This is a genomic window from Streptomyces sp. LARHCF249 (genome assembly GCF_052871255.1).
The window spans coordinates 267,834-294,136 of record NZ_JBIXJQ010000007.1; the positions used below are offsets into that span (position 1 = coordinate 267,834).

19 protein-coding genes are annotated in these 26,303 nt (G+C 73.4%); 11 read left to right on the forward strand and 8 right to left on the reverse strand.

Features of this window, described 5'->3' with window-relative positions:
* Nucleotides 1-50 precede the first annotated feature (50 nt).
* From ACIPUC_RS22205 to fxsT, 3 genes are all read left to right on the forward strand, one after another.
* Nucleotides 51-1,298, forward strand: a complete 1,248-nt coding sequence (locus tag ACIPUC_RS22205) for an FxsB family cyclophane-forming radical SAM/SPASM peptide maturase (RefSeq protein ID WP_446591559.1) — start codon at nucleotides 51-53, stop codon at nucleotides 1,296-1,298.
* Nucleotides 1,295-2,551, forward strand: coding sequence for an aKG-HExxH-type peptide beta-hydroxylase (locus tag ACIPUC_RS22210; RefSeq protein ID WP_446591561.1), 1,257 nt, complete (start codon nucleotides 1,295-1,297; stop codon nucleotides 2,549-2,551). The genes ACIPUC_RS22205 and ACIPUC_RS22210 overlap by 4 nt, the downstream gene beginning before the upstream one ends.
* A 73-nt stretch (nucleotides 2,552-2,624) precedes the next feature.
* On the forward strand, nucleotides 2,625-5,636 hold the full coding sequence (gene fxsT / locus ACIPUC_RS22215; RefSeq protein ID WP_446591563.1) for an FxSxx-COOH system tetratricopeptide repeat protein: 3,012 nt from the start codon (nucleotides 2,625-2,627) through the stop codon (nucleotides 5,634-5,636).
* An 80-nt stretch (nucleotides 5,637-5,716) separates the two neighbouring features.
* Here the strand turns inward: fxsT and ACIPUC_RS22220 are convergent, their stop codons facing one another.
* The 4 genes from ACIPUC_RS22220 to ACIPUC_RS22235 form a co-directional block, all read right to left on the reverse strand.
* Nucleotides 5,717-9,589 (reverse strand): multifunctional oxoglutarate decarboxylase/oxoglutarate dehydrogenase thiamine pyrophosphate-binding subunit/dihydrolipoyllysine-residue succinyltransferase subunit, encoded by a 3,873-nt coding sequence (locus ACIPUC_RS22220; RefSeq protein WP_446591565.1) that lies wholly within the window; start codon nucleotides 9,587-9,589, stop codon nucleotides 5,717-5,719.
* 259 nt (nucleotides 9,590-9,848) lie between these two features.
* Nucleotides 9,849-10,928 (reverse strand): HAMP domain-containing sensor histidine kinase, encoded by a 1,080-nt coding sequence (locus ACIPUC_RS22225; protein ID WP_446591567.1) that lies wholly within the window; start codon nucleotides 10,926-10,928, stop codon nucleotides 9,849-9,851.
* Complete coding sequence (locus tag ACIPUC_RS22230; RefSeq protein ID WP_446591569.1) at nucleotides 10,925-11,662, reverse strand: response regulator transcription factor; 738 nt, start codon at nucleotides 11,660-11,662, stop codon at nucleotides 10,925-10,927. Before ACIPUC_RS22230 ends, ACIPUC_RS22225 begins: the two co-directional genes overlap by 4 nt.
* A gap of 127 nt (nucleotides 11,663-11,789) precedes the next feature.
* Entirely contained in the window at nucleotides 11,790-13,556 is a 1,767-nt protein-coding gene (locus tag ACIPUC_RS22235; RefSeq protein WP_446591571.1) for a glycoside hydrolase family 3 protein, read from the reverse strand.
* 137 nt (nucleotides 13,557-13,693) lie between these two features.
* On the opposite strand from ACIPUC_RS22235, the gene ACIPUC_RS22240 reads away from it, so the two are divergent.
* Entirely contained in the window at nucleotides 13,694-14,410 is a 717-nt protein-coding gene (locus ACIPUC_RS22240) for a TetR family transcriptional regulator (RefSeq protein WP_446591573.1), read from the forward strand.
* Here the strand turns inward: ACIPUC_RS22240 and ACIPUC_RS22245 are convergent.
* On the reverse strand, nucleotides 14,407-14,991 hold the full coding sequence (locus ACIPUC_RS22245) for a hypothetical protein (protein WP_446591575.1): 585 nt from the start codon (nucleotides 14,989-14,991) through the stop codon (nucleotides 14,407-14,409). The genes ACIPUC_RS22240 and ACIPUC_RS22245 overlap by 4 nt on opposite strands.
* A 102-nt stretch (nucleotides 14,992-15,093) precedes the next feature.
* Between ACIPUC_RS22245 and ACIPUC_RS22250 the strand changes: the two genes are divergently transcribed.
* Both ACIPUC_RS22250 and ACIPUC_RS22255 read left to right on the forward strand, forming a co-directional pair.
* Nucleotides 15,094-16,494, forward strand: coding sequence for a glycosyltransferase family 39 protein (locus ACIPUC_RS22250; RefSeq protein ID WP_446591577.1), 1,401 nt, complete (start codon nucleotides 15,094-15,096; stop codon nucleotides 16,492-16,494).
* The gene (locus ACIPUC_RS22255) at nucleotides 16,475-17,326 is read left to right on the forward strand and encodes a sulfurtransferase (RefSeq protein ID WP_446591578.1); all 852 of its coding nucleotides are present in this window, start codon (nucleotides 16,475-16,477) and stop codon (nucleotides 17,324-17,326) included. The genes ACIPUC_RS22250 and ACIPUC_RS22255 overlap by 20 nt, the downstream gene beginning before the upstream one ends.
* Nucleotides 17,327-17,329: 3 nt before the next feature.
* On the opposite strand, the gene ACIPUC_RS22260 is transcribed toward ACIPUC_RS22255, so the two are convergent.
* On the reverse strand, nucleotides 17,330-17,635 hold the full coding sequence (locus tag ACIPUC_RS22260) for a hypothetical protein (protein WP_446591579.1): 306 nt from the start codon (nucleotides 17,633-17,635) through the stop codon (nucleotides 17,330-17,332).
* A 234-nt stretch (nucleotides 17,636-17,869) separates the two neighbouring features.
* Here ACIPUC_RS22260 and lon point away from each other — a divergent pair, with 234 nt between their 5' ends.
* Nucleotides 17,870-20,299 (forward strand): endopeptidase La, encoded by a 2,430-nt coding sequence (lon, locus tag ACIPUC_RS22265; RefSeq protein WP_446591580.1) that lies wholly within the window; start codon nucleotides 17,870-17,872, stop codon nucleotides 20,297-20,299.
* 25 nt (nucleotides 20,300-20,324) lie between these two features.
* On the opposite strand, the gene ACIPUC_RS22270 is transcribed toward lon, so the two are convergent.
* Together ACIPUC_RS22270 and ACIPUC_RS22275 are read right to left on the reverse strand one after the other, a co-directional pair.
* The gene (locus ACIPUC_RS22270) at nucleotides 20,325-20,771 is read right to left on the reverse strand and encodes a MarR family winged helix-turn-helix transcriptional regulator (protein WP_446591581.1); all 447 of its coding nucleotides are present in this window, start codon (nucleotides 20,769-20,771) and stop codon (nucleotides 20,325-20,327) included.
* Nucleotides 20,772-20,919: 148 nt separating this feature from the next.
* Nucleotides 20,920-21,693 (reverse strand): hypothetical protein, encoded by a 774-nt coding sequence (locus ACIPUC_RS22275; RefSeq protein ID WP_446591582.1) that lies wholly within the window; start codon nucleotides 21,691-21,693, stop codon nucleotides 20,920-20,922.
* Between the two features lie 388 nt (nucleotides 21,694-22,081).
* On the opposite strand from ACIPUC_RS22275, the gene ACIPUC_RS22280 reads away from it, so the two are divergent.
* From ACIPUC_RS22280 to ACIPUC_RS22295, 4 genes are read left to right on the forward strand one after another with little or no spacing between them, the layout of a single operon-like run.
* Nucleotides 22,082-24,826: a sensor histidine kinase gene (locus tag ACIPUC_RS22280; protein ID WP_446591583.1), complete on the forward strand. Its 2,745-nt coding sequence runs from the start codon at nucleotides 22,082-22,084 to the stop codon at nucleotides 24,824-24,826.
* Nucleotides 24,823-25,305, forward strand: a complete 483-nt coding sequence (locus ACIPUC_RS22285) for a roadblock/LC7 domain-containing protein (protein WP_446591584.1) — start codon at nucleotides 24,823-24,825, stop codon at nucleotides 25,303-25,305. Before ACIPUC_RS22280 ends, ACIPUC_RS22285 begins: the two co-directional genes overlap by 4 nt.
* The gene (locus ACIPUC_RS22290; protein WP_446591585.1) at nucleotides 25,302-25,685 is read left to right on the forward strand and encodes a DUF742 domain-containing protein; all 384 of its coding nucleotides are present in this window, start codon (nucleotides 25,302-25,304) and stop codon (nucleotides 25,683-25,685) included. Before ACIPUC_RS22285 ends, ACIPUC_RS22290 begins: the two co-directional genes overlap by 4 nt.
* Nucleotides 25,666-26,298, forward strand: a complete 633-nt coding sequence (locus tag ACIPUC_RS22295; RefSeq protein WP_446591586.1) for a GTP-binding protein — start codon at nucleotides 25,666-25,668, stop codon at nucleotides 26,296-26,298. The genes ACIPUC_RS22290 and ACIPUC_RS22295 overlap by 20 nt, the downstream gene beginning before the upstream one ends.
* Nucleotides 26,299-26,303: the final 5 nt, after the last annotated feature.

The window sequence follows — 26,303 nt, forward strand, 5'->3', positions numbered from 1 at the left end:
CCGGGGGCGCCTCCCCGCGGCGTCCGGGGGCGGGGGCGGGAGGTACAGCGATGAGGCACACCCACACGAGCCCGGCCGGGCCGCCCGCGCACCGGACCCACGCGCCATGGCCCTACACCCGGCTCGACGTGCCCGCCCTGCGCGCCGCCGGACACCGACCCCACCCGATACGGCAGTTCGTGCTCAAGACGCGCAGCCGCTGCAACCTCGCCTGCACCTACTGCTACGTCTACGAGATGGCCGACCAGGGCTGGCGCGGCCAGCCCGCCGTCATGGCCCCCGCCACCACCGCCCGCGCCGCCGGGCGGATCGCCGAGCACGCCGCCGCGCACGGCCTGGCCCGCGTCGACCTGGTGCTGCACGGCGGAGAACCGCTGCTCACCCCGCCCGCCCGGCTGGCCGAGCCCGTCGATGCCGTACGGGCCGCCGTGGCCGCGGCAGCCCCCCGCACCCGCGTCACCGCCACCGTCCAGACCAACGGCACCCTCCTCACCCGCGGCCGGCTCGCCGCACTGGCCGCCGCCGGGATACGCGTCGGCGTCAGCCTCGACGGAGGGCTCCCCGCGCACAACACCCGGCGCGTGGACCACGCCGGACGCCCCGGCTACGCGGCCGCCGCCCGCGGACTGCGGCTGCTGGCCCGGCATCCCGACAGCTACGCCGGGGTGCTCTGCGTCATCGACCTCGCCCACGACCCCGTCGAAACGTACGAGTCCCTGCTCGCCTTCGCCCCGCCCAGCGTCGGGCTGCTGCTGCCGCTCGCCAACTGGAGCTCCCCGCCGCCCGGCCGCCACCCCCGCGGGACCCCGTACGCCGACTGGCTCCTCGCCGTCTTCGAACGCTGGTGGCACGACGGGCTGCGGCGCACCCGGATCCGGATCTTCGAGGAGATCATCGCCCTGCTGCTCGGGCTGCCCGCCGCCACCGAGACCCTCGGGCTCGCCCCCGCCGCCACCGCCGTCATCGAGACCGACGGCTCCATCGAACAGGCCGATTCGCTGAAGTCCGCCTACGAGGGCGCCGCGACCACCGGCATGACCCTGCGCACCCACAGCTTCGACCAGCTCCTCGACCATCCCGGGTTCGCCGCCCGCCAGCTCGGACGGGACGCGCTCGCCGCCGGCTGCCGCGCCTGCGAACTGGTCGAGGTGTGCGGCGGCGGGCACTACCCGCACCGCTACCTGGCCGGCGAGGGCTTCCGCCAGCCGTCCGTGTACTGCGCGGACCTCCAGGTCCTGATCCGGCACATCGCCACGGCCGTCGCGCGCGCGGCCCGCCCCCCGGCGGTCGCCTCATGACCTCCGCCCTCGCCCCCTTCACCGTCTCCTCCCGCACCCTGCGGGCCCTCGCCTCCACCGAACCCTGCGCCGAGGGCACCCGCCTGGTGCGCGACGTACGCCGCTCCAAGCGCCTGGTCCTGCTGCGCGCCGTCCTCGACGCCGCCCCCGGCGCCCGGGCCGGGGAGACCGCCGACCACTGGGCCCTGCTGGAAGCGGCCGAACGCCGCGCCCCGGACGCCGTCCGCGACGTCCTGCACTACCCCGCCACCGGGGTCTGGGCCGAGGAGACCCTGCGCCGCCTGCACGCACCGTACGGGCCCCCGCCGGACCTCGCCCACCTCGGTGCCCTCGCCGTCGCCGCCGCCCTGCGCGCCGGACTCGCCTTCACCCACACCCTGCGGCCCGTGCACGGCCGCCTGCTCCTGCCCACCCTCGGACTGCTGCGCCCCGACCGCCCCGGCCCGCTCCAGCTCACCGAACGGTCCTGGGACCCGCAGGACCCGGCCACCCTGCCCCTGCACACCCTGCCCGGAGGCCGTACCGCCCTCGACGACCTCGACCCCTACCGGGCGCCCGGCCCCGCCCGGCCGGCCCCCGTCCGCCCCGCCCGCCGGCTCACCCCCAAGGGCCACAAGCGCTGGGACACCCAGTGGACCGGCGCGCTCACCCTGCTCCAGCGCTACGACACCGCCCGCGCCGAGGAGACCGTCCACCTGCTGCGCTCGGTCGTGCCGCTGGCCGGCGGCTCCCGCTCCAGCGGCGCCACCCTGCCCGCGGCCGCCGGTTCCGTACTGGCCCGCGCGCAGGCCCCGCCCGCCCTGGCCGCCACCCTCGTCCACGAGGTCCAGCACGGCAAGCTCACCGCCCTCTCCGACGTCCTGACCCTGCACACCGCCGACCGCACCCCCCGGTACTGGGCGCCCTGGCGGGCCGACCCGCGCCCGCTGGAGGGACTCCTGCACGGCGCCTACGCCCATCTGGCCCTGGCCGGGTACTGGCAGCGCGCCGCCCTCTACGGGGCCCGCGGCGCCTGGGCCCAGCACGCCCGTATCCGAGCCCAGGTCGCCGCCGTCCTGCCCGTCCTGCGCGCGCACGACCGACTCACGACCGCCGGGCGGGAGTTCACCGACGCCATGGCGGACGCCGAGCGGGCCATGGACGAGCTCCCGCCGCCCGGGGACCAGCACGCCACCGCCCGCCGGGCCGTCGACCGCGAGCGCCGCGCCTGGTGCGAGACCCATCCCGAACTCGCCCCGTTCGTACGGGCTTGAGGGGCTTCGCCAGAGGCCGTGCTGCGGTACCTTTCAAGCCCGTCCACTGCCCGGATTTCAGGGAGACGGCCGCATGACCACCGGTAGTCGGCAGGAACAGGGCTCCACCGCTGGACCGCAGCGCTTCGTCATCAGCTTCGCCGGGTTCAACCGGCCCTGGGCCGTGTGGATCGGCCACCGCCTGGAGGAACACGGCCACCGCGTCGCCCTCCAGCGCTGGGACCCGCAGAACAGTCCCGGCCTGACCGAGGCCCTCGACGACCTCGCCCGCTCCGGCAGCCGGGTCATCCTCGTCCTCAGCGAACGCTACTTCTCCGCCGGCACCCACGCCGACATGCAGGACGCGGAGTGGAACACCGCCCTGCGCACGGTCACCGACCGCCACCCCGACCGGTTCGCGGCGGTCTGCCTCACGGACGCCCCGATGCCCAGCGCCGTGGCCGTCCTGGAGAAGACCGACCTGTGGGGCCTGGACGCGTACGAGGCGGAGTACCGCGTGCTGCGCCGCCTGGAGCTGCCCACCGACCGCATCGGCACCGAGACCGGCCGCCGCGGACCCCGCTTCCCCAACGACCCGCCCGAGATCTGGGGCCGGGTCCCGCGCCGCAACCCCCGCTTCACCGGCCGCAACGACGTCATCGGCACCCTGCGCGCGGCGCTCACCGAAGCCCCGGCCGGCGCCTCCACCGTCACCCTGCTCGGGCTGTCCGGAGTCGGCAAGACCCAGGTCGCCACCGAGTACGCCTACCGCTTCGCCTCCGAGTACGACGTCGTCTGGTGGGTCCCCGCCGAGGACCGGCCCACCCTGCGCGAACGCCTCGCCGACCTCGCCCCCGCCCTCGGCCTGCCGCGCGGCGCGGGCAGTTACGGCGAGCAGATCCGGGCCGTCCTGGAAGCGCTGCGGCGCGGATCCCCGTACGGCCGCTGGCTGATGGTCTTCGACGGCTGCGACAACCCCGACGACCTCACCGACCTGCTGCCCTCCGGCGCGGGCGACGTCATCATCACCTCCCGCAACCGCGAATGGGCCTCCCGGCACACCAGCCTCGTCGAAGTCCCGCTCTACGCCCGGCCCGAGTCCATCACCTTCATCCGCCGCCGGGCTCTGCGGCTCACCGCCGTCGAGGCCGACCAGCTCGCCGAGGCCCTGGAGGACTACCCGCTCGCCCTCGACCAGACCGCCGGCTGGCTCGCCGACTCCCCGCTGACCGTCGGCGACTACCTGGCGCTGCTCCAGCGCCGGCTGGACTCCCGCGAGGCCGTCACCGTCTCCGACGACTACCCGCTGCCCTTCCCCACGGCCCTGGCCATACTCCTCAACAACGTCCGGGAGAACTTCCCCGACGCCCTGGCCCTGCTGCGGCTGTTCGTCTTCTTCGCCCCCGGGCCCGTGCCGCTGCGGCTGCTGCGCGAATTCCCCGTCGACGACGTGCCCGAACAGCTCGCCGGGCTGATCAACGACCAGATCCGGTGGAACGCCGCCCTCAACAAGCTCGTCCAGTTCTCCGTCGTCCGCCTGGAGTACTCCGACCTGCCCGAGGAGGAGGGCGGCGGCGGGCTGGAGACCGTACAGCTGCACCGCATGGTGCACGGCATCGTCCGCGAGAACCTCTCCGAGGACGAGGCCGAACCGCTCGCCCGCGCCGTCCGCCAGGTCCTCGCCGCCGCCGACCCGGGCCGCCCCTCCGACTCCCGGCTGTGGCCCCGCTACGCCGAACTCATCCCGCACCTCTCCACCGCCGGGGTGCTGACGAGCAGCAACCCGCGCATCCAGAACTTCCTGCTGCAGTGCCTGCGCTACCTGATCCTCGCCGGGGAGTACCGCACCTGCCTGCGGCTGTCCGAGGAAACCGACCAGGCCTGGCGGGCCATGCTCGGCGAGGACCACCCCAAGGTCCGCGAGCTCAGCTACCAGTACGGCGGAGCGCTGCGCAACCTCGGCCTGTTCCGGCGGGCCGAGACCCTCACCAAGGCCGTCGCCGACCGGCTCACCGGGGAACGCGGCGAGCGCGACCTGGAGACCCTGCGCGCCCGCAGCGCGTACGGGGGAGTCCTGCTCTGCATCGCCAAGTTCGAGCCCGCCCGCGAGATCTTCGAGCACTGCCTGGCCACGTACCGCGAGCTGCTCGGCGAGGACGACTCCACCACCCTCGGCGCGCAGAACAACCTCGCCGCCACCTACCGGCTGCTCGGCCGCTACCAGAACGCCTACGACCTCGACCTGGACACCCTGCGCCGCCGCGAGCGCGTCCTGCGCGCCCAGCACATCTCCACCCTCTCTTCCGGCATCGCCTGCGCCATGGGGCTGCGGCTGATGGGCCGCTACCGGGAGGCGCAGACCCGGCAGGAGCAGGGGGTCAAGCTCAACACCCAGGTGCTGGGGCTGGGCCACCCCCAGACCCTGCGCGCCGAGCACAACCTCGGGCTGTGCCTGCGCCGTTCGGGAGACATCCCCGGCGCGGGGCTGCGCCTGCGGACCGTGTGGGAGCGGGCCACCCGCGTCTTCGGCGTCGACTACCCGTGGACGCTGATGGTGGCCTCCGACTACGCCACCTACCTGCGGGAGTACGGGGACATCGGCGAGGCCCGCCGGATCTCGGAGGACGTGGTCCGCGGCTACCAGTCGCAGCTGGGCCTCGCCCACCCGTACAGCATCGGCACGGTCGGCAACCTCGGACTGGTACTGCGCGCGCAGGGCGAGCGCGCGGAGGCCCTCTCCCTCGCGGAGCAGGCGCTGGTCGGCATGCGCGGCGCGCTCGGCGACCGGCACCCCTGGACACTGGGCTGCGCCCTGAACGCCACCGGGCACCGCAACATCACCGGGCACCTGGAGGACGCGCTGTCCCTGAGCCGGGAGACCCTGCGCACCGCCGAGCAGGTACTGGGCCCGGACCACCCGATGACGCTGAGCGCCCAGATCGCGCTGGCCGCCGACCTCCGCTCGGTACGGGAGGACGCGGAGGCGGGCAAACACGAGGACGCGGGCATCAAGGGCCTCACCCGCACCCTGGGCGCCCAACACGTCCACACGATCGCCGCCAAACAACAAACCCGCCCGTACTGGGACTTCGAGCCGCAGCCGTAGCCGAACGGGTCCGAACGCCGGAAGGCCCGGCTCCCCGTTGAGGGGGGCCGGGCCTTGCGTGCTGCGGGGTCGCGCTGTGACTAGGCCTCGAAGACCTCGTTCAGGAGGAGCTGCTGCTCCGCCTGGTGGCGCTTGGCCGAGCCGACCGCCGGGGACGAGCCGTGCGGGCGGGAGATGCGCCGCAGGCGCTCGCCGGCCGGGACCTCCGCGCCGACCGCCAGGTCGAGGTGGTCGATCAGGTTCAGCGCGATGAACGGCCACGCACCCTGGTTCGCCGGCTCCTCCTGCGCCCAGATGTACTTCGCCGCGTTCGGGAACTTGGCGATCTCCGCCTGGAGTTCCGCACCGGCGAGCGGGTACAGCCGCTCGATGCGGATGATCGCCGTGTCCGTGATGCCGCGCTTCTCGCGCTCGGCCTCCAGGTCGTAGTAGACCTTGCCGGCGCAGAAGACGACCTTGCGGACCGCGTTCGGGTCCACCGTCGAGTCGCCGATCACCGGGCGGAAGGAACCGCTGGTGAACTCCTCCGCCTTCGACGCCGCCGCCTTCAGACGCAGCATCGACTTCGGGGTGAAGACGATGAGCGGCTTGTGGTGCGGGTTGTGCACCTGCCACCGCAGGAGGTGGAAGTAGTTCGAGGGCAGGGTGGGCATGGCCACCGTCATGTTGTCCTGCGCGCACATCTGGAGGAAGCGCTCGGGACGCGCGGACGAGTGGTCCGGGCCCTGGCCCTCGTAGCCGTGCGGGAGGAGGAGGGTGACGCCGCTCGTCTGGCCCCACTTCTGCTCCGCGGAGGAGATGAACTCGTCCACGACCGTCTGCGCGCCGTTGACGAAGTCACCGAACTGGGCCTCCCAGAGGACCAGCGCGTCCGGACGGGCCAGCGAGTAGCCGTACTCGAAGCCCATCGCCGCGTACTCGGAGAGCAGCGAGTCGTAGACGTTGTAGCGGGCCTGGTCGTCCGACAGGTACTGCAGCGGGGTGTAGTCCTCGCCGGTCTCCCGGTCGATGAGGACCGCGTGGCGCTGGCCGAACGTGCCGCGGCGGGAGTCCTGGCCGGACAGCCGGACCGGGGTGCCCTCCATCAGCAGCGAACCGAAGGCCAGGGTCTCGCCCATGCCCCAGTCGATGGTGCCCTCGTCGATCATCGCCGCGCGGCGCTGCAGCTGCGGCAGCAGACGCGGGTGCACGGTGACGTGGTCGGGGATGTTGACCTGGGACTCGGCGATCCGCTTGACGACCTCCTGGGAGACCGCGGTGTTCACGGCGACCGGGAACACCTGCGCGACCTGCGCGGGCGGCACCGGGGCGCCGGCCGGAGCCGCGGAGGCCTCGCGGACCTCCGCGAAGACCTTCTCCAGCTGGCCCTGGAAGTCCTGGAGCGCCTGCTCGGCCTCTTCCAGCGTGATGTCGCCGCGACCGATGAGGGACTCGGTGTACAGCTTGCGCACCGAGCGCTTCTTGTCGATCAGGTCGTACATCAGCGGCTGCGTGAAGGCCGGGTTGTCGGACTCGTTGTGGCCGCGGCGGCGGTAGCAGATGAGGTCGATGACCACGTCCTTGTTGAACGCCTGGCGGAACTCGAACGCCAGCCGGGCAACGCGGACCACGGCCTCCGGGTCGTCGCCGTTCACGTGGAAGATCGGCGCCTCGATCATGCGGGCCACGTCGGTCGCGTACATCGAGGAACGCGAGGACTCCGGGGCGGCGGTGAAGCCGACCTGGTTGTTGATCACGACGTGGACGGTGCCGCCGGTGCGGTAGCCGCGCAGCTGCGACATGTTCAGCGTCTCGGCGACCACGCCCTGGCCCGCGAAGGCCGCGTCACCGTGCAGGGCCAGCGGCAGGACGGTGAAGTCCGTGCCGCCCTTGTTGATGACGTCCTGCTTGGCGCGGGCGACACCCTCCAGGACCGGGTCGACCGCCTCCAGGTGCGAGGGGTTGGCGACGAGCGAGACCTTGATCTGCTCCCCGTCCAGGCCCGTGAAGGTGCCCTCGGCGCCCAGGTGGTACTTGACGTCGCCGGAGCCGTGCATGGACTTCGGGTCGAGGTTGCCCTCGAACTCGCGGAAGATCTGCGCGTACGACTTGCCGACGATGTTCGCGAGGACGTTCAGGCGGCCGCGGTGGGCCATGCCGATGACGACCTCTTCGAGGCGGGCCTCGGCGGCCGAGTCGATGACGGCGTCGAGCAGCGGGATGACGGACTCGCCGCCCTCCAGCGAGAAGCGCTTCTGACCGACGTACTTGGTCTGCAGGAAGGTCTCGAAGGCCTCCGCCGCGTTCAGGCGGCGCAGGATGCGCAGCTGCTCCTCGCGCTCCGGCTTGGAGTGCGGGCGCTCGATGCGGTCCTGGATCCAGCGGCGCTGCTTGGGGTCCTGGATGTGCATGAACTCGACGCCGGTGGTGCGGCAGTACGAGTCGCGCAGCACGCCGAGGATGTCGCGGAGCTTCATCATCGACTTGCCGGAGAAGCCGCCGACCGCGAACTCGCGCTCCAGGTCCCACAGGGTGAGGCCGTGCTCGGTGATGTCGAGGTCGGGGTGCTTGCGCTGCTTGTACTCCAGCGGGTCGGTGTCGGCCATGACGTGGCCGCGGACCCGGTAGGAGTGGATCAGCTCGAAGACGCGGGCGGCCTTCGTGACGTCGTCGTCGTGCGAGGCGTCGATGTCGCGGTTCCAGCGGACCGGCTCGTACGGGATGCGCAGCGCCTCGAAGACGTCGTCGTAGAAGCCGCTCTCGCCGAGCAGCAGGTTCGCGACGATGCGCAGGAACTCGCCGGAGGCCGCGCCCTGGATGACCCGGTGGTCGTAGGTCGACGTCAGGGTCATGACCTTGGAGATGCCCAGCTTGTTCAGGGTGTCCTGCGAGGTGCCCTGGAACTCGGCGGGGTAGTCCATGGAGCCGACACCCATGATGACGGACTGTCCGGGCATCAGGCGGGGCACGGAGTGCACGGTGCCCAGGCCGCCGGGGTTGGTCAGCGAGACGGTGACGCCGGTGAAGTCGTCCATCGTCAGCTTGCCGACGCGGGCGCGGCGGACGATGTCCTCGTAGGCCTGCCAGAACTCGAAGAAGTTGAGGGTCTCGGCCTTCTTGATGCCGGCGACGACGAGCTGGCGGTCGCCGTTGGGCTTCACCAGGTCGATCGCGAGGCCGAAGTTGATGTGCTCCGGCTTGACCAGGGTCGGCTTGCCGTCCTTCTCCGCGAAGGAGTAGTTCATGGCCGGCATGGCCTTGATCGCCTGCACCATCGCGTAGCCGATGAGGTGGGTGAAGGAGATCTTCCCGCCTCGAGCACGCTTGAGGTGGTTGTTGATGACGATGCGGTTGTCGAACAGCAGCTTCACCGGGACGGCGCGGACGGACGTGGCCGTCGGGACGTCGAGGGAGGCGTTCATGTTCTTGGCCACGGCGGCAGCCGGGCCGCGGAGCGTCACCAGTTCCGGGCCCGCGGGGGCCTCGGTGGCGGGCGCGGCCTGCTTGGCTGCGGGAGCGGAGGTGGCGGGCGCGGCCGGTGCGGCGGCCGGGGCCTGGGAGGTGACAGTCACAGCAGGGGCACCAGAGGGGGTGGCAGGAGCAGGGGCAGGAGCTGACACAGGCGTGGGCGCGGGGCTCGGGGCGGCAGGTGCCGCGGCGCGCGCCGCCCCCGTGGCGGCGGCGTCGACGGCCTGCGGAGCTGCGGCGACGGGGGTGGCGGCCTGTGCGGAGGCGCCATCCGTCGTCGGGGACTTCTTCGGCTCTTCGGCCTTGACCGGAGCGGCGGTGCCCCCCGGCTTGTAGTCGGCGAAGAAGTCCCACCAGGCCCGGTCGACCGAGTTCGGGTCCTGGAGGTACTGCTGATAGATCTCGTCGACGAGCCACTCATTGGCACCGAAGCCTGAGGCGGGGTTCTTCCCGCCCTCTGCTGCTTCGGTCGTGGTGCTCGAGTTACTGGGGGACTGTGGCGACACGGCGGCAACCGCCCTCTTCCGCTTCACAAGGTATGGACAGCGGGAATAAAGGCTACGCCTCCTCGGCCGCGAGATGCAGACCGGGCGGGAGATCCGTCGTGCAGGTCACATCGAACGGCGGGTTTCGCTGCCTGGAATGGCGGGAAACAAGCGTGGTTCGGGTAGGGGGCACCGAGGTTGCGGCCCCCTTGGCTTCGCACCCCTGACGGACCCCGGGTACGTGTGGCCGAGATCATGTCCTTCCCACTCGAACCCTACGTCAACGCGGCGCCTGCGAGCTGCCCGGAAGCGTGACAAGGATGCGGCAGCCCCGTGACGATTCGGCCACGCCGATGTGCCCTCCGTGCAGTTCCACGGCCCAGCGGGCGATCGCCAGGCCCAGGCCGGTGCCGCCGTCGCCGGCCCGCGCGCTGCCCCGGTTGAACCGCTCGAAGACCCGGTGCCGCTCGGCCTCCGGGATGCCGGGGCCTTCGTCGCGTACCTCGACGGCCAGGGCGCCGGGCGCGTCGCCGGCCCGGGCGCGGACGGTGACCCGGCCGTGCGGGGGGCTGTGCTTGACCGCGTTGTCGATCAGGTTGGCGACGACCTGGTGCAGCCGCTCGGCGTCCGCGTACGCCGTCAGGTCGGGCGGGAAGACGTCCAGGTGCAGGTGCACGTCGTTGCGGGTGTGCCCGCCGGAACCGGAGAGCAGGCCCGGCCGGCCGGCGGCCGCCAGCCCCGATTCCTTCAGCACCCCCGACAGGTACGGCCACACCTCGAAGCGGCGGGCCTTCAGGGGGACCACCCCGTTGTCCACCCGGGACAGGTCCAGCAGGGTCTCCACGAGGCGGCCGAGGCGCTCGGTCTGCTTGAGCATCGTGCGCATGGTCTCCGGATCGGCGGCCGAGACCCCGTCCACCACGTTCTCCAGGACCGCCCGCAGCGCGGAGATCGGCGTGCGCAGCTCGTGCGAGACGTTGGCGACTAGCTCCTTGCGGTGCCGGTCCACCGCCTCCAGGTCGTCCGCCATCCGATTGATCGTCGAGGCCAGGTCCCCCAGCTCGTCGCGGCGCCCGGCCCCGCGCACCCGGCGCGTGTAGTCGCCGTGGGATATCGCCCGGGCCACCCGCGTCATGTCGTCCAGCGGCGCCGTCAGGCTGTGTGCCACGAACTGGGTGATCAGCATCGAGGCGATCACCGAGAAGACGGTGATGAACCGCAGCTCGGTGTCCGTGCGCAGGGCCACCAGCAGCAGGCCCGTCGTGATGAAGACCGAGACCACCACGAGGGTGCCCAGCTTGGTCTTGATCGAGAACGGCGAGAAGGGCCTCAGCCCCGGTCCGGGGTGCCGGCCGCTCATGCCTGCGCCGGGGTCTCCAGGGCGTACCCGACGCCGTGGACCGTACGGATCCGCTCCGCGCCGATCTTGCGCCGCAAGGCCTTGATGTGGCTGTCGACCGTACGGGTCCCGGACGCGTCGGCCCAGTCCCACACCTCGGCCAGCAGCTGCTCCCGGGACAGCACCGCCCGCGGGGTCCCGGCCAGGCACACCAGCAGGTCGAACTCGGTCGGCGTCAGGTGCACGTCCTCCGTCTGCACGCGGACCCGGCGCTGCGCGTGGTCGATCTCGAGGTCGCCCAGGCGCAGGGTCGCCCCGCGCGGGGTGTGCGCGGCCAGTGTGGCCCGTTCCACACGCCGCAGCAGTACGTGGACCCGCGCGGCCAGCTCGCGGATGGAGAACGGCTTCGTCATGTAGTCGTCCGCGCCGACCCCGAGGCCGACCAGCAGGTCGGTCTCGTCGTCGCGGGCGGTGAGCATCAGCACCGGGACCGGCCGCTGGGCCTGGACCCGGCGGCAGACCTCCAGTCCGTCGAAGCCCGGCAGCATCACGTCCAGGACCAGCAGCTCGGGCAGCCAGCTCTCGGCCGCCGCGACGGCGGCCGGGCCGTCCGCGGCGGTCTGCACCTGGAAGCCCTCGGCGCGCAGGCGGGCCGCGATGGCCTCGGCGATGGTGTGGTCGTCCTCGACGACGAGCACGCGCCGCTGTGCGCCGGGGGTCGCCGAGGCGCCGTTGTGGGTGTGCGTCTGTTCCATGTCCCGGTCCGCCCCTGAAGATCTGCGTGGTGGGGTGCAGCGTAGAGGAGGCACCGGCGTGCGGCTATGCGGGGTTCGGACAGGGCATTTGTGCTGATCATCCGGGTTGGAGGCGGGATGTACCGGCCTATAGGGACAGCCCGTGGCCGTGCGCGAACACCGGGTCCTCGGTGTCGTTCGGGACGTCGGGGCGGGAGGCCTCGACGGCCTTCATCGAGCGCGGGAGCTCGAACGGAAGGCGGCCTTCCGGGGTCGCCAGGCCGAAGGCCACGTCCAGCAGTGCGGCGTCCGATGCGCCGTAGTCGGCGACCAGGGCGGCCGCGCGCGCCGCGATCTCCGGGAGGACGGCGGCCCGTTCCAGGTTGATGCAGACCAGGGTCGGCACCTGGTCGAGCAGGGCCAGGATCCCGGCGAGCTCGGGCTCGGGGAAGGCCAGCGAGCCGGAGTGGAAGAAGGACTCGAAGACGTTCTCCCGGGGTTCGTACGGGGTCCGCAGGCGCAGTACGGCCAGGTCGGCGGCGGCCGGGTCGGCGACGACCTCGCCGTACCCGGAGGCGACGGCCTCGTCCACGTTCCGCAGGTACAGCTTCGGCCGGGGCGACTTCGCGGAGAGCGGAATAATCTGCTCCGGATTTGTCAGTACCGTCAGTGAGCGACGCTGCGCCGCGGCGCCCAGGGCGGCGAAATCGGCCCGGCCCACCGTCCCGGCCGCCGCGTCCGGGTCCACGTACGGGTTCTCGAACAGCCCGAGCCGGAACTTCTCGCGCAGCAGCCGCCGTACCGACGCGTCGACGCGGGACTCCGCGATCCGGCCGGAGCGGACCAGCTCCACCACCACCTCGGGGCACTGCTCGCCGCCGAACTGGTCGCAGCCGGCGTCCAGGGCCCGCGCCGCTCGGTCGGCCGCGCCCAGGTGCTCCAGGCCCCAGGCGCGCGCCGGGTGCGTCTGCCCGAAGATCTCCGCGTCGGTCAGCAGCCCCCAGTCGGTGCAGACGATGCCCTCGAAGCCGAGCTCCTCGCGCAGCAGGCCGGTGACCACGCCCTTGTTGAAGCCGAAGCCGACCTCCTCCCAGTCGGTGCCCATCGGCTGCCCGTAGTACGGCATCATCTGCGCGCATCCGGCGGCGATCGCCGCCTTGAAGGGCTCCAGGTGGTGCTCGCGCATCCCGCCCGGGTAGACCTGCTCCTTGCCGTGCGCGAAGTGCGGGTCCTCGCCGTCCTTCTGCGGGCCGCCGCCCGGGAAGTGCTTGACCATGGCGGACACGGACGCGGGACCGAGCTCCGGACCCTGCAGACCGCGTACGTACGCCCGCACGAGCTCGGCGGTCAGCCCGGCGTCGGAGCCGAAGGTTCCGGACTGGCGGGCCCAGCGCGGTTCGCTGGCCAGGTCGATCTGCGGGTGCAGGGCGACGCGGAAGCCGACGGCCAGGTACTCGCGCCGCACGGTGTCCGCGAACCGGAAGACCAGCTCCGGGTCGCCGATGGCGGCCAGCCCCAGGGCCTCGGGCCAGGCGGAGAAGGCGCCGGAGTTGAAGGAGGCGCCGATGTTGTCGGTGAAGGCGTGGCGCGGGTCGGTCGAGAGGGTGACCGGGATGCCGAGGCGGGTGGCCGCCGCCATCTCCTGGACGGTGTTCTGCCACTGGGCCATCTCGCGGGCCCCGTACGTGCCGAGCAGGTTGAAGTGGGTGAGCAGCCGGTCCCCGATCAGCTCGGGCGTGGTGAACGGGAGCATCGAGCCGTCGGTCTCGGTGACCGGGGTGCCGTCCGGGTTCATCATCAGCATGGAGTGGAAGAGCTGGCCGGCCTTCTCCTCCAGCGTCATCCGGGACAGCAGGTCCTCCACGCGCCGGTCCACGGCGAGCGAGGCGTCTTTGTAGGCGGGGGTCGCGTTCATCGGGAGGCTCCTGGGCTGCGCGGACTGCCGGGCGCCCCAACGTAAGCGCGAAAACCGTGTACCCACTAGGTTTTGGGAAGTGACCTGGATCACTCCGCGCGGGTGGCCGGAAATACCCACCGCTTAGGGTGGTCCGCATGGCACAGGACAAGGGGCGGACGGCCTCGAAGGCCCCGAAGGCCGCGGGCCGGGGGACCTACGCGGTGGGGGACGCCCGCCGGCAGAAGATCCTCGACACCGCGGTCGAGCACTTCGCGCAGTGGGGCTTCCACGCCTCCTCGCTCGCCCGGATCGCGGCCGACTGCGGGATCACCCAGGGCGGGCTGCTGCACCACTTCCGCAGCAAGGAGGACCTGCTGCTGTCCGTGCTGGCGCAGAGCGAGCGGCACGACGTCGAGCGGCTGTTCAGCGAGCCGGCCGGCTCGGTCGCCGCGCACTTCAGCACCGTCGTCGCCCTCGCCGCCGACAACGCGCGGCGGCCCGGCCTCGTCCGGATGTTCAACACCCTGGTCGGCGAGTCCGGCAACCCCGGGCACCCCGCCCACGCCTACTTCCGGGAGCGCTACGCCCGCGTGCTCGGCTACACCGTCGACCTGCTGGAGGCCGGCGTCGCGCGCGGCGAACTGCGCCCCGGCACCGACTGCGAGGCCGTCGGCCGCGAGACCCTCGCGGTCATGGACGGCCTGCAGATCCAGTGGGTGCTGGCTCCCGCCAGCGTGGACATGCCGGCCCGGCTGCGCGCCTTCCTGGACCGGCTCCTGCGGGAGATCACGGTCGCCGGGACGGGCCTGTCGGCTCCGGGGCCTTCAGGGCCGGCCGGGCCTTCAGGGCCTGCCGGGCCTCAGGCCGTCTAGCCGGCCTCGAACGGGGGCAGCGCGTCCAGCACCTTCCGCAGGGCCGGGCCCAGGGCCTCCTGCTCGGCCGCCACCTCGAAGCCGCCGTGCACGAACGCGTAGGTGAACCCGTCGTAGACCGTCGTGTCGCCCGTCGCGATCCTCGGCAGATGCGCGAAGTCCGCCTCCCGCAGGGCCGTGCGCAGGGCGGCGAGGCCGGCTCGCGACAGCTTTCCGGTGCCCTCCGGTTTCGCCTTGCGGTCCAGGCGGGTCCACGAGCCGTCGCCCTTGACGATGAGGGTGTGGACCTGGCCGGCGAAGCCGCCGGTGCGGCTGGCCCGGACCAGGGTCGCCGTCGCGGCCGGGGAGTCGGCGGGGGCCGGACCCGCCGACGGCGGAGCGGTTGCGGGCGCGGACGTGGCCGCGGGCGCCGTCGTGGCCGGCGTGGACGCCGTGGCCGTCGGAGTCGGTGCGCCGGTCGCCGGCGGCCGGCTGTCGGAGCCCTCGGAACCGGACTGTCCGCATCCGACGAGGACCGTGCCCAGCACCGCCCCCGTCACCGCCGCCGCCCTCACCACGGTCACCACTCGGAACGCTCGCACACCCACCTCCGCAGGTACTCCGCCCGAACCCCGAGTATGGAGTCCCCGCACCCCTTACGACAGCACCCGGAGGCAGCCATCCGCCGCATCGCCCCCTGGCGCGTGCTCCCCCCGCTCCTCGCCGTCCTCCTCGGCCTGTGGGGGCTGGAGCGCGGCGGCAGCATGTGGCGCGACGAATCCGTCACCTGGCAGGTGGCCCACCGGCCGCTCGGCGGGCTCTGGGACCTGCTCGGCCAGGTGGACGCCGTGCACGGCCTGTACTACCTGCTCATGCACGGGGTGTTCCTGGTCTGGGACGGCGGCCTGTGGGCCCTGCGGCTGCCCTCCGTCGCCGCCACCGCCCTCGCGGCCGCCGGCGTGGCCGCCATCGCCCGCCGGCTCGCCGGGGAGCGGGCCGCACTGCTCTCCGGGCTCGCGTACGCCGCGCTCCCGCCCGTGCAGATGTACGCCCAGGAGGGCCGCTCGTACGCCCTCGTCGCGGCGGCGGTGGTCTGGGCGACGTACCTGATGCTGCGCGAGCGGTGGGCGGCGTACGCGGTGGTGCTGCTGCTCGGCTGCTGGCTGCACGAGTTCGCGGTACTGGCCCTGCTCGCGCACGCCTTCACCGCCTGGCGCTCGCGCGGCTGGCGCCTCGCCGCCGCGGCCGTCGCGGCCCTGCTGCTGCCGCTCGCCCTGGTCAGCGCCCGGCAGGCCGAGCAGCAGCTCGGCTGGCTCGGGCGGCCGTCCTGGCAGGACTGGGCGGCGTACGGGGTGCTCGCGGGCGCCGTACTGCTGCTCGCGCGCGGCGCCGCTTCGCAGGACGCGAGCGGCCTCGTCCGCGTGGCCCTGCCGCTCGCCCTGCTGCCGCCCGGGCTGCTGATGACGCTCTCCCTGGTCCACCCCTGGTACGTCGACCGGTACGTGCTCTACGCACTGGCCGGGCTCGCCCTGCTGGCCGGGACCGGGCTGTCGGCGGCGCGCGGCTGGTGGCCGTGGCTGCTGGTCGCGGCCCTGCTCGCGCCCTTCGGCTGCTGGTCGGTGTGGCTGCGTACGCCCGAGAGCCGCAAGGACGACGTGCTCGCGGTGGCCGCCGCCGTCCGGGAGCGGGCCCGGCCGGGGGACGCCGTGCTGTTCCTGCCGTCGCGGCGGCGCGAGTGGCTGCTGTCCTCGCCGGAGGTCTACGACGGGCTGCGCGACGTGGCCCTGGACCGCTCCCCGGCGGCCTCGCACAGCCTCCAGGGCACCGAGCTGTCCTCCGCGCAGATCCGCGCGGCGCTCATCGGCTCCCCCCGGGTCATCGCCCTGCTGGACCCGGCCGGGCAGCCGCTGGACCCGTATCCGCAGGAGGTGGTGAAGCGCCAGACGCTGGCCGCCCGGTTCGACCTGTGCTCGGTCACCGCGGTACGCGGCGCCCGCGTCGCGCTCTACGCCCGCCCGGGCGGCTGCCCGGCCACGGCACCGGACATGCGGCAGGATGTTTCCCCGTCCACGCGAGGAGCGCCGTATGACCCCCAACTCCCTTGACCTGTCCGGGCCGCTGGTCGGGGCCGACTGGCTGGCCGACCGGCTCGGCGCGCCCGGGCTGGTCGTCTTCGACGCCTCCGTGGGCGCCCACCGCGGCGCCGGCCGGCGGATCCCGGGAGCCCGCCCCTTCGACCTCGACGGGGACCTGTCCGACCACGACGCGCCGGCCCCGCACACCATGCCCGCGGCCGCACGGTTCGGTGAGGCGATACGGGACCTCGGCGTCGACGACACCGACACCGCGGTCGTGTACGACGGCGCCGGAATCTACTCCAGCGCCCGCGCCTGGTGGATGCTGCGCGCCATGGGCTTCGACCGGGTCGCCGTCCTCGACGGGGGACTGCCCGCCTGGACCGCCGCCGGCCTGCCCGTGGAGAGCGCCCGCCCCTCCTACGACGGCCCGCGCGGCTCCTTCACCGCACGCCCGCGCCCCGGGCTGCTGGTCGACGCCGCGGCCGTCACCGCGGCCCTGGCCGACCCGGCCGCCGCCGTCCTCGACGCCCGCACCCGCGAGCGCTTCGCCGGCACCGCCCCGGAACCACGCCCGGGCCTGCGCGGCGGCCACATGCCGGGCGCGCTCAACCTGCCCTTCGCCGAACTCCTGCGACCCGACGGCCTGATGCGGCCGGCCGGGGAACTCCGCGAGGCCTTCCTGGCGTTGGCGGCCGACCGGGAGCGGCTCTACTTCAGCTGCGGCTCCGGCGTCACCGCGTGCGTCCTCGCGCTGGGCGCCGACCTCGCCGGCTACCGGCAGCCGGCCGTGTACGACGGCTCCTGGAGCGAGTGGGGCCTGCCGTCGGACGAGCGCCCGGTGGCCACGGGCCCGGCCTGACCGTCAGGAGCCGCCGCCGCTGACGCCGGGGGCTACGAAGCGCCGGTGCAGGGGGAAGAACTGCGCGTTGGGCTCGCTCTGCACACCCAGTTCGCCCTTGAGTACGGGGGCGATCCTGGACTCGATGAACCGGTTGAAGTGGTCCTCCGACTCCCAGATGTCCATCACGTTGAGGCCGCCGCGGACGAACCAGGCGGCGTGCAGCACGCACCCGTCCGGTGCGTCCTCTTCCCAGCCCACCTTCTGGCGCACCGCGTCGTACACGTCGGGTGTGATCTCGGGCCAGGAAAAGGTCATCACGACTGCCATGGCGTGTCCTCTCGACCGTCTGGAGCCGCCGCGGCCGAACGGCGCGCGGCATCGCACAGCGAAGCTAAGCCGCCCGGATCGCCGGTGCACTCCGGGGCGTCCATTCGTGAAGGGCGGCGCCGGCGGGGGCCGCGCGCAGAGCCGTTCGCCCCAGGCGAACGGAGGTTGGGGAACATTGGGCCGCGCAGATGCATTGAGTCGGCATAGCTCAACTTCACTGCCGGAGGGTTGATCATGGCTTCGACGCCCGTAACGCTCACTCTGCCCGTGCTGCCGCTCGACGACGAGGTCGTGCTGCCCGGAATGGTGGTTCCGCTGGACCTGTCCGACACCGAGGTGCGCGGGGCCGTGGAGGCGGCCCAGGCGGCGGCGGGCAGCGGTGGCAAGCCCCGGGTGCTGCTCGTGCCGCGGGTCGACGGGAAGTACGCCGGGACGGGAGTGCTCGGGACGGTCGAGCAGGTGGGCCGGCTCTCCGACGGGGACCCCGGGGCGCTCATCCGCGGCCGCGGCCGCGTCCGCATCGGCGCCGGGACCACCGGCCCCGGCGCGGCGCTGTGGGTCGAGGGCGAGACCGTCGACGAGCACGTGCCGGACCCGCTGCCGGGCGCGGTCACCGAGCTCGTCAAGGAGTACAAGGCGCTCGCCACCAGCTGGCTCAAGAAGCGCGGGGCCTGGCAGGTCGTCGACCGGGTCCAGCAGATCGAAGGCGTGTCGGCCCTCGCCGACAACTCCGGGTACTCGCCGTTCCTGACGGTCGGGCAGAAGGTCGAACTGCTCGAGACCGCCGACCCCGTCGCCCGCCTCAAGCTGGCGGTCAAGGCGCTCAGCGACCACCTCGCCGAACAGGACGTCGCCGAGTCCATCGCCAAGGACGTCCAGGACGGAGTCGACAAGCAGCAGCGCGAGTTCCTGCTGCGCCGCCAGCTGGAAGCCGTCCGCAAGGAGCTGCGCGAACTGAACGGGGAGAAGGACGGCGAGGAGTCCGACGACTACCGCAGCCGCGTCGAGGCCGCCGACCTCCCGGAGAAGGTCCGGGAGGCCGCCCTCAAGGAGGTCGACAAGCTGGAGCGGGCCAGCGACCAGAGCCCCGAGGGCTCCTGGATCCGCACCTGGCTGGACACCGTGCTCGAGCTGCCCTGGAACGAGCGGACCGAGGACAGCTACGACATCCAGGGCGCGCGGGCCGTCCTCGACGCCGAACACGCCGGGCTCGGCGACGTCAAGGACCGCATCACCGAGTACCTCGCCGTCCGCAAGCGGCGCACCGAGCGGGGCCTCGGCGTCATCGGCGGCCGCCGCGGCGGAGCCGTGCTCGCGCTCGTCGGGCCGCCCGGCGTCGGCAAGACCTCGCTCGGCGAGTCCGTGGCCCACGCCATGGGCCGCAACTTCGTCCGGGTCGCGCTCGGCGGCGTACGCGACGAGGCGGAGGTACGAGGACACCGCCGGACCTACGTCGGCGCCCTGCCGGGCCGGATCGTCCGCGCCATCAAGGAGGCCGGGTCGATGAATCCGGTCGTGCTCCTCGACGAGATCGACAAGGTCGGCTCCGACTTCCGCGGCGACCCGGCCGCGGCCCTGCTGGAAGTCCTGGACCCGGCCCAGAACCACACCTTCCGCGACCACTACCTGGAGGTGGAGCTCGACCTCAGCGACGTGGTGTTCCTGGCGACGGCCAACGTCCTGGAAGCCATCCCGGAGGCGCTCGCCGACCGCATGGAGCTGGTCCGCCTCGACGGGTACACCGAGGACGAGAAGGTCGTCATCGCCCGCGACCACCTCCTGCCGCGCCAGCTGGAGCGCGCCGGCCTGGGCGCCGACGAGGTCGTCCTGGAGGAGGAGGCACTGCGCAAGCTCGCCGGCGAGTACACCCGCGAGGCGGGCGTGCGCACCCTGGAGCGGTCCCTCGCGCGCCTGCTGCGCAAGGTGGCCTCGCAGCACGAACTGGGCGAGCGGGAACTGCCCTTCAGCATCGGCGCCGACGACCTGCGCGGGCTGATCGGACGGCCCCACCACGTACCGGAGTCCGCGCAGGACCCGGCGGAGCGGCGTACCGCCGTCCCCGGCGTGGCCACCGGCCTCGCGGTGACCGGCGCGGGTGGCGACGTCCTCTTCGTGGAGGCCTCGCTGGCCGATCCCGAGACGGGCGCGGCCGGCCTGACCCTCACCGGCCAGCTCGGCGACGTCATGAAGGAGTCGGCGCAGATCGCGCTCAGCTTCCTGCGCTCGCACGGCGCCGAACTGGAGCTGCCGGTCGCCGACCTGAAGGACCGGGGCGTGCACATCCACTTCCCGGCGGGCGCGGTGCCCAAGGACGGCCCGAGCGCGGGCATCACCATGACGACGGCCCTCGCCTCGCTGCTCTCCGGGCGCCAGGTGCGCACGGACGTGGCCATGACCGGCGAGGTCTCGCTGACCGGGCGCGTCCTGCCGATCGGCGGGGTCAAGCAGAAGCTGCTCGCCGCGCACCGCGCGGGCCTGACCACCGTCATCATCCCCAAGCGCAACGAGGCCGACCTCGACGACGTCCCGGCCGAGGTGCTGGAGGGGCTCGAGGTGCACCCGGTGACGGACGTACGGCAGGTGCTGGAGCTCGCCCTGTCGCAGGCGCAGGGGCAGGCCCAGGGGCAGGCCCCGGAGGAGGTGGCGTTCACCGCCGCCGCCTGAGCGGCCTCCCCGGAGACCGCTCGGCCTACGGGGTGTCCTCGCCCGCGTTCAGCTGGTTGAGCAGCCGGGCCAGTTCCGCCACCTCACCGCGGTCCCAGTCGGCGAGCTTGCGCATGTACTGCTCGCGCCGGGCGTTCCGCACCCGCAGGAACCGCTCGCGGCCCTCCTCGGTGAGGCCGACCAGGAAGGCCCGGCCGTCGGCGGGGTCGGGCTCGCGGGCGATCAGGCCCAGGACCTCCAGGGCGCGCAGCTGGCGGCTCATGGTGGCCTTGCCGACGCCGAAGTACGCGGCCAGCTCGGTGGCCCGCTGCCGGCCGGCCCCCTCCAGGCGGACGAGGAGCCCGTACGCGGCGGGCTCCAGCTCGGGGTGGAGGGCGCGCGCCATCTCGCCGGAGGAGGCGCGGGCCCGCCGGAGGAAGACGGACAGCTCCCGCTCCAGGGCAAGGAACTCCTGGTCTTCGCTCCCGTGCACGTCCGGCTCCTTCGGTGGTGGATGAGAGCCGCCAGTATTTCGCAGCGGGCGCGCCGACGGCCCGGGGCCCCGCCGCTGCGGGGTCCCGGGCCGTCGTACGGTCGCGAAGGCCGGCGCCGCGGGGCCCGGCCCGATCCGAACGACAGGCCTACAGCTCCGCGTAGACCGCCGAGGCGTCGTCGTGCCGCTTGTGCCGGGCCGGCGGGCGCGCCGGATCGGACTCGAGGGCGCGGACCCGGCCGATCAGCCCCTCCGCGCCCTCCTTCCGCAGTACCGCCAGGCACTCGGCCCAGTCGCCCTCCCCGAACGTGTCCGTCCACCGGCTCGCCCCGTCCGTGAGCGCGGCCACCGCCCGGACCCGGCTGCGCGGAGTGCGACCCGTCACCGCGCGGGCCGCCACCGCCGGATCCGCGGCCGCCGTGAAGAAGCCGCCCTCCGCGTTCCGCAGCGCGTCCGTGGCCTCCACCGAGCGCAGCACCTCCCGGGGCACCCGGTCCAGCCGGTCGTCGAGCACCGCCGTGACCTCGCCCCCGGACTCCTGGAGGAGCAGTACGGAGTCCGAGAGGACCAGGTGCTCCACGTACGCCTCGTCCCAGCGGACGACGACCACCGTCGCCTGCGGGGTGCGGACGTGAGAAAGGTCACAGGTGTCCCGGTGCGCCACCGCCGTGGTGCGGACGGCCTCCGCCAGGATCCGGTCCAGCGGCATGTCCCGCCGCGATCCGGACAGTTCGGTCAATCGGCCGCCGAGCCGGGCCGAGAACCACGGCACCCCGTGCACGCAGCCGTCCTCGCCGCGCGGCGGGGTGACCCCGTCCAGGGCGACCAGTACGCCGCCGCCCGAAGCGGGGATCGCGGCCGACACCCAGTCCTCATTGGGGCGTTCCGGGCTGCCGGGGGCAGAGGCGAGGTCGATGCGCATGCGGACATTCTGCCGGGCGCGGGGGTAGGGAGCGCGAGTAGGTCCGTACCAATGGCGGCGAGGGCGGACGGGCCCCCGCGCAGGGCGCCGGAAGGCCGGGCGCACGGGCGCCCCGGAATGTGGGCGGGCATACTGCCAAAGCCCGCATCGATCTTTCAACCGCCTGTCCACGGACCGGCTCTGACGCCGGATGTCCGAGTTGGTCGCCAACTCATCCGTGATGTTCACTCCTTCGAGTGGCCAGGTGGGCGATGTGCGGCTCTCTTCCCATCACACTGCAAAGGTCTGAGGCGGTACGAGGGGGCAGGAGGCGTTTACTTGTTGACCGGCCGTTACCTCGGCCACACGAGTAGACGAGCCAAGCACACGTACAGGATTGCGAGCACCGGTGCAGAAGAAGCGGTCTCGGAAGAACGGCACCGCCACCGACGGCCCGGCCCCCGCAGGACGCCGCGTCCGCGTGCGCCGCAGGCTGGTCGTGGGCGTGGCCGTCGCCGGCCTCACCGTCCTCGCGGCCGGCGCCCCCGCCGTCGTCTCCGCGACGAGGGAACTGAACGACTCCCAGCGCCTGGTCACCCTCGCGGAACGGACCCGGCAGACCCTCACCCTCGCCCACCTCCTCGGCGACGAACGCGACGCCGTCGTCGAGTACGCCGCCAAGGGGCGCCCCGGCGCGGCCAAGGGGCCCGTCCAGGAACGCGCCGCCCGCACCGACCGGCAGCTCGCCGAGGTGCAGGCCGAAGCCGACGAGGCCACCGCCCGCACCCTCGCCCGCGTCCAGGCCGTCCGCACCGAAGCCGTCGACGGCAAGGGCAGCGCCCTCGCCGCCCACCAGGCCTACGGCGGAGTCCTCGCGGAACTGCTCGCCCCCGGCGACCGGCTCGCCGAGCTCACCCCGCCGCGCGCCACGGCCGCCCTCGCCACCACCCGCCCGATGGCCCCGCTCGGCCAGGCCGTGGAACAGGCCTCGGCCACCCGCGGACTGCTGCTCGCCGCGCTGGCCGTCCCCCGCGGCGAGCAGCTCCCGGGCTCGGCGGTGGTCGACGAACTCACCACCGCCGCCCAGCGTTCGCGGGTACGGGAACAGGCCGCGCTGGACGACTTCGCGCGGGCCGCGCGGCCCGACGTACGCCAGACCCTCGCCGCCACCGTCACCGGACCCGAGGTCAAGGCCGCCGACGACTACCTCAAGCGGCTCACCGACCGGCCCACGCTCACCTCCGCCGACCGCAAGACCGACGGCGCCGCCGTGGGCTCCGCGCTCACCGCCCGCATCGACCGCATGCGGTCCGTCGAATCCACCCTCGCCGGCCAGCGCGCCTCCGCGCTCGCCACCCTGCGCGACGACGACGTGACCCGGCTGGAGACCGTGATCGCCCTGCTGGGCGTGCTGTTCCTGGTCACCGTGGGCGTCTCCACCGCCGTGGCCCGCTCGCTGACCCGGCCGCTGTCCGTGCTGCGCCGCGGCGCGGAGCGGCTGGCGACGCCCGAGGGCTCGGTGGAGCCGGTCCGGTTCACCGGCCGCAACGACGAGTTCGCCGAGGTCGTGCGCCACCTGAACGCGGTGCGCGACCAGACGGTCTCCCTGCACACCCGGATCGCCGGACTCGACGCCGACCGGCGCCGGATCATCGGCCGCAGCGAGGCGCTGGCCTCCGGCCGCGAGGTGCTGGAGGAGGAGCTGACGAAGCTGCGGGCCGGGCTCGAAGAGCACCGCCGCGTCATGTCGACGACCTCCGTCTCGCTGTCGCTGCGGACCCTCGGCCTGGTGGAGCGCCAGCTCGCCGTCATCGAGGAGCTGGAGTCCAAGGAACAGGACCCGGACCGGCTCGCGACCCTCTTCAAGCTGGACCACCTGGCGACCGTGATGCGCCGCCACAACGAGAACCTGCTGGTCCTGGCCGGTCAGGAGCACGGCCACGGCCAGGGCCTGCCGGTGCCGCTGGTCGACGTCATGCGGGCGGCGGTGAGCGAGATCGAGCGCTACGAGCGCGTCGAGCTGGCGGCGCTGCCCTCCTTCACCCAGGTCGCGGGGCACGCGGCCGACGACATCTCGCACGTGCTGGCCGAGCTGCTGGAGAACGCGACGACGTTCTCGCCGCCGGACGCCAAGGTCAAGGTGTCCGGATGGCTGCTGGACTCCGGCGACGTGGTGCTGTCCGTCGTCGACGAGGGCATCGGGGTCACCGAGGACCGGCTCGAAGCCCTCAACTCCCGGCTGTCCACGCCCGAGGCCTACGACGAGGAGCCCGAGGCGGAACACGGCCTGGGCCTCGGCCTGTACGTGGCCGGGCGCCTCGCGGCGCGGCACGGGGTCACCGCGGAGCTGCGCGCCCCGCGGCACGGCGGCACCGAGGCGCTCGTGGTCGTCCCGGCCGCGCTGCTCCCCGCCACCCCGCCGGCCTCGCCGGTCCACAGCCTGTCCACGCCGGGCGGGCCCGCGCTGCACCTGCCGGGCGTGATCGCGGAGGCGAACGAGAACACCCTGCCGAGCCGCTTGCGCGGGGCCGCGCAGGCCGGGCCGGAGGCCCCGGCGGCCGAGGCCCCGGCGGCCGAGGTCCCCGCGGAGGAGGCACCCGAGGCGGCGCCCGCGGTGGCCGCCCCGGCCGAGGCTCCTGCCGGCGTGCCGGTGGAGGCCCCCGCGGCGGAGGTCCCGGGTGAGTGCGGTCCGCAGGAGCAGTTGCTCGCGCGGGTCGTCCCCGACGCGGAAGGGTCGGGCTTCCCGGCGGCGGACCCCGGGTCGGAGACGCCGGCCGACGCGCCCGCTGCCGCGCCCGGTGCCGACGTACGGGAAACCGCGCCCGAGCCGGATCCGCACCGGCATGCCACTCCCGAGGACAACTGGCTTCCCCGGCAGGGCAGTCACCCCGCCGACCCCGCCGACACCGCGGCCGAGGCCGTCACCGACAAGGGCCTGCCCAAGCGCAGCCCGAGGTTCGTGGCCGCCGGCCGCGCGGAAGACGTACGGCCCGAGCCGCCGCGCAAGGTCGACGCCGACGAACTGCGGCGCCGCCTCGGCGGGTTCTACCAGGGCGCCCAGGACGGGCGGCGCGTGGCCGCCGCCGAGCTCGAGCAGGACCAGCACCACGGGCAGACCGACCGGGGGGACACCGCACAGGAGGCACGCACATGACCGCGCCCAGTACGTACGGACTGAGCACCCAGGCCCGCAACCTGCAGTGGCTGCTGACCGACCTGGTCGAGGAGGTGCCCGGCGTCAACTCCGTCGCCGTCGTCTCCTCCGACGGGCTCCTGCTCCTGTCCTCCGACCCGGGTGCAGGCGCGGAATCCCCCCAGGAGGCCCGCCCCAAGGGCCCGCGGGGTGCCTCCGCCGACCTGGCCACCATCGTCTCCGGCCTCGGCAGCCTCACCACCGGCGCGGCCGCCCTCATGGACGGCGGCCCGGTCAAACAGACCATGGTGGCGATGGAGCACGGCTCCGTCTTCGTCATGGCGATCAGCGACGGATCCCTGCTGGGCGTGCACGCCACCCCCGACTGCGACATGGGCGTCGTCGCGTACCACATGGCCCTGTTCGTCGGCCGCGCCGGCCACGTCCTGACCCCCGAAGTCCGCAGTGAGCTGCGCCAGTCGATGGAGAAAACCCCGTGAGGAGTCCGGCCACCGACCGGCTGCCGATACGCGGCGCCGACCGCCGTCCCGCCCGCGTCCGCCCGTACTCGCTCACGGGCGGCCGGACCCGCTTCACGCAGGTCCTGCTGGTGGAGACCTTCGTCGCCACCCTGGACGCCGGTCCCGTCAAGGCACCCGACCGCATGCCCGAGATGCCCGCCATCGTCGAGGTCTGCCGCCGCATGCGCACGATCGCCGAGATCGCCGCGCTGCTGAAGCTGCCGCTCGGTGTGGTCCGCGTCCTCGTCAGCGACCTCGCCGACCAGGGAAGGATCCGCGTCTACGGCACGGGCCACGGCACCGGCCGTCCCGAACGCGCGCTGCTGGAAAGGGTGCTCAGTGGTCTTCGCCGTCTCTGACCAGCCGCTGTCGCCGTCCACCGCGGCCGACGAGCCCGTCCAGCCCTGGCAGTACGACCGCTCCCGCGCTCCCGTCGCCGTCAAGGTGCTGGTCGCGGGCGGCTTCGGCGTCGGCAAGACCACCTTCGTCTCGTCCGTCTCCGAGATCACGCCGCTGCGCACCGAGGCGGTCATGACCCAGGCCGGCGCACCGACCGACGACCTGACCGGCACCCCGGACAAGAACACCACCACCGTCGCGATGGACTTCGGCCGCGTCACCCTCGACGACGACCTGGTGCTGTACGTGTACGGGACCCCGGGCCAGGAGCGGTTCTGGTTCATGTGGGACGACCTGGTGCGCGGTGCCGTCGGCGGCATCGTCCTGGCCGACACGCGCCGGCTGCGCGACTGCTTCCCGGCCCTCGACTACTTCGAGAGCTGCGGGCTGCCGTACGCCGTCGCCGTCAACCACTTCGAGGGCTCGGAGTCGTACGAGCCGCAGGACGTTCGGGAGGCGCTCACCATCCCGCCGGACGTCCCCGTCGTGATCATGGACGCGCGGAGCCGCGCGACGGTCGTCGAGTCCCTGCTGACCCTCGTCGGGCACGCCCTGGACACCACTCCCGAATAGAGCCC